This window comes from Saccharopolyspora sp. (assembly GCF_017434145.1).
GTDB classification, from domain to species: Bacteria; Actinomycetota; Actinomycetes; order Mycobacteriales; family Pseudonocardiaceae; genus Saccharopolyspora_C; species Saccharopolyspora_C galaxeae.
Genome location: NZ_JAFRFW010000499.1, coordinates 1 through 3703 on the forward strand (window position 1 = coordinate 1; position 3703 = coordinate 3703).

Consider the following 3703-nt stretch of genomic DNA (forward strand, 5'->3'; position numbering starts at 1 on the left):
GCTCGCGCCGGCCGGCCAGTTCATCCAGATCCAGCCGGCGGACCGCGCGCACCGACGTGGCCGGCAGCGCGCGGAGGTTGAAGATCGGCCGCCTGCTGCTGGTGCTGGCGCTGGTGCTCACCGGGGGGAAGCTGGTCCAGGTCCAGGGCTTGCAGGCGCAGCAGCTGTCCGCGGACGCCGCCAAGCAGCGCCACACCGTCTCGGCGATCCCCGCCGAACGCGGTTCGATCACCGACCGCAGCGGCAACGTGCTGGCGTTCAGCAGCGAAGCCAGGCAGCTGTACGCGACGCCGAACAAGCTCACCGAGGACCAGAACGAGGAACACGCGAAGAACCCGGCGGAACCGACCGCCGAGCAGTACAAGCACGAGGTCGCCCGCTACATCCACCAGGTGCTCGGCGACCGGGTCGACGAGCGGCAGATCACCGAGGCGCTGTTCAGCGACTCCAGCTACGTCAAGATCGGGCCGGTGATCGACCCCGGCGCCGCGCGCCTGATCACCGAGAAGTACTCGCAGATCGGCGCCGAGTACCGCGCCACCCGCGAATACCCGGCGGGCGACACCGGTTCGGCGGTGCTCGGCGGTGCGCGGTGGAGCGAGGACGCGGGCAAGGTGCTGGGCAGGATCGGGCTGGAGGGCTCGCTGGACAAGCTGCTCGCGGGCACCGACGGCAAGAAGGTCTCGGACACCGCGATGGGCAGCGACCTGGTCATCCCCGGCACCGAGCGGCAGGTCCAATCGGCCGTGCCCGGCTCCGACGTCGGGCTGACGCTGGACTCCGATGTGCAGTACATGGTCCAGGACAAGCTGACCAAGTACGCGCGCAAGACCCAGGCGCGCAGCGCCAGCGCGGTGGTGCTCGACGCGCACACCGGTGAGGTGTACGCGCTGGCCAACGACAAGTCGTTCGACCCGAACTCGCCGAAGTGGGGCCCGGACGGGCTCGGCAACCCGGCCGTGACCACGCCCTTCGAACCGGGTTCGGTGAACAAGGTGATCACCGCGGCCGGGGCGATCGAGCACGGGATCAAGCGCCCGGAGACGGTCATGCAGGTGCCGGGTTCGATCAAGGTCGCGGACCGCACCGTCGGGGACGCCTGGTCGCACGGCACGATCCCGCTGACCTTCACCGGCGTGCTCGGCAAGTCGTCCAACGTGGGCACGCTGATGACCGCGCAGGAACTCGGGCCGGACCGGTTCAACGAGCTGGTGCGCAAGTTCGGACTGGGCCAGCCCACCGGCATCGGCCTGCCCGGCGAGAGCGGGGGCACGGTGCCGCCGCGGGAGGAATGGTCCGGCAGCACGTTCGCGAACCTGCCGATCGGGCAGGGCCTTTCGATGACGGTGCTGCAGATGGCCGGGATGTACCAGACCATCGCCAACGACGGGGTGCGGGTGCCGCCGCGGATCATCTCCTCGGAGGTGCGCCCGGACGGCACGCGGGTGGAAAAGCCGCCCCCGGACGGGGTGCGGGTGGTCAGCCCGCAGACCGCGCACACGGTGAAGGACATGTTGCGCGGCGTGGTGCAGGGCGCGCCGAAGCAGCAGGGCACCGGCAAGGACGCGGCGCTGGAGGGGTTCCAGATCTCCGGCAAGACCGGTACCGCGCAGCAGGTCAACCCGGCGTGCAACTGCTACAGCCAGTCCTCGAACTGGATCACCTTCGCGGGGATCATGCCCGCGGACGATCCGCGGTTCGTGGTCGGGCTGATGCTGGACGCGCCGAAGAAGGGCCTGCCGGACTCGGATTCGGCTGCTCCGTTGTTCCACGACATCGCCGCGTACCTCGCGCAGCGCTACCAGATCCCGCTCTCCCCGGAACCCGCGCCGGTGCAGACCTTGCAGGTCCACTAACGGCGTGCTCGCGGTTCCAGCGCGTGCACGGGCCGTTCGCGCCACGGCCCGTGCACGGCTCACGTCAGGCGGGGCAGGACGGTTCCGCCGGTGCGGGCGGTGCAGCGCGGCGCACCTCGCGGGTCGTGCTCCCACGAGCCCTCCCCGAAAACCAGCGGAACCGTCGACCTGACGGGATGCAACGCTAAGCGAATGGGCACCCGCGGCACCACAAAATTGCACGAGACGGACCAACAACTTCGCACGGACGGCCCCGGCCGTACGTCGGGTCCTCGCCTGGCCGGCCACGGGGTGGCATCGGCTTTCTGCCGAACGTGTGTGACCCCTTCAGAGCACTTGCCGCCGATATTGGGCGCGGCCCCGGATATTCGGGCGGTTGAGCGGCGGATTGCCGCAGTTCTCCGATGTTTTTGGATCATGGTGCTGAGCTGGTGAAACTTGCTCGGCGCCGGTCCGCGGGCGGTGGTGTGAGCGACGGTTCGCGACCCGCTCCAGAACGCAGTTATCGAATATCACCGAATCGGCGGTGTCGCCGATCGTTCAGGAATGCGGGAGGTCGGAATCGTTGTTCGCGGTTTCTGTCCGAGTTCGGACAACGGCCGCGATGCGGCGATTCGCTGAGCGGGATTCCGCCGCGTTTTCGGCGAATTGCGGGCGGCGCTTCCGGCGGCCCCTGCGCGGCGCCGCGCGAAAACGACCGAGTGGTCCCGGTCGCGTCAGCGGGCGAGTACCCGGCGCGCACAGCCGACCATGAGCATGACCCGTCAAGTGGTACCGGTAGCCTTGCGCGACGTGCCTTCCGCGGTCGCGACAGCCCCGCCTCGACCCGCTCACGTCGAGCCGGTGCGGATCCAGCAGCTCGCCGAGAACATCGGTGCGCGGGTCATCGACGTTCCTGGTCATTCCCCCGGTGCGGGGGTCGTGACCGGTGCGACGCTGCGGGCGCAGCACGTGCTCGACGGCGATCTGTTCGCCGCGCTCCCGGGCACCCGGGTGCACGGCGCCGACTTCGCGGGCGAAGCGCTGAGCGCGGGTGCCGCCGCGGTGCTCACCGACCAGGCCGGGATCGACCGGGTCGCGCTGCTCGACGACCCGCGGGTGCGTTCCGGCGAGGTCGCGCTGCTGGTGCACGACGATCCGCGCGACGTGCTCGGTGCCGCTGCCGCCCGCATCTACGGCGACCCGTCCGGCAAGCTCGCCGTCCTCGGCGTCACCGGCACTTCCGGCAAGACCACCACCTGCTACCTGCTGGAGTCCGCGCTGCGCGCGGCCGGGCACACCACCGGCCTGGTCGGCACGGTGGAAACCCGCATCGCGGGGGAGCGCCTGGAAAGCGCGTTCACCACTCCGGAGGCCCCGGACCTGCAGGCGCTGCTGGCGGTGATGGTCGAGCACGGCGTGACGCACGTGCCGATGGAGGTTTCCAGCCACGCGCTCGCGCTCGGCCGCGTCGGCGGCACCCGGTTCGCGGTCGGCGCGTTCACCAACCTGTCCCAGGACCACCTGGACTTCCACCGCGACCTGGAGGACTACTTCCAGGCCAAGGCGTTGCTGTTCGACGGCCGCTCGGAACGCGAAGTGGTGTGCGTGGACACCGAGTGGGGGCGCCGGTTGGTCACCGCGGACACCACGACCGTCTCCACCGCGGGCGACGCCTCCTGGACGCCCGGCCCGGTGCAGGCGTTTCCGACCGGTGAGCAGCGCTTCACCGCGCACGGCCCGGACGGCGACCTGGCGGTGCGGCTGCGGCTGCCCGGCCCGTTCAACGTGGCCAACGCGCTGCTGGCCGCCGGAGTGCTGCGCGCCGCCGGGGTCCCGGCGGCGGCCGTCGAGCGCGGACTGGCCGA

2 protein-coding genes are annotated in these 3703 nt (G+C 70.7%); both read left to right on the top strand.

Features of this window, described 5'->3' with window-relative positions:
* A partial coding sequence (locus IJH84_RS13910) for a penicillin-binding protein 2 (protein WP_295144995.1) occupies positions 1-1856 on the top strand: 1856 nt, incomplete at its 5' end.
* Between the two features lie 756 nt (positions 1857-2612).
* Positions 2613-3703, top strand: a 1091-nt coding sequence (locus IJH84_RS13915) for a Mur ligase family protein (RefSeq protein WP_295145000.1), incomplete at its 3' end; no start/stop codon positions are given.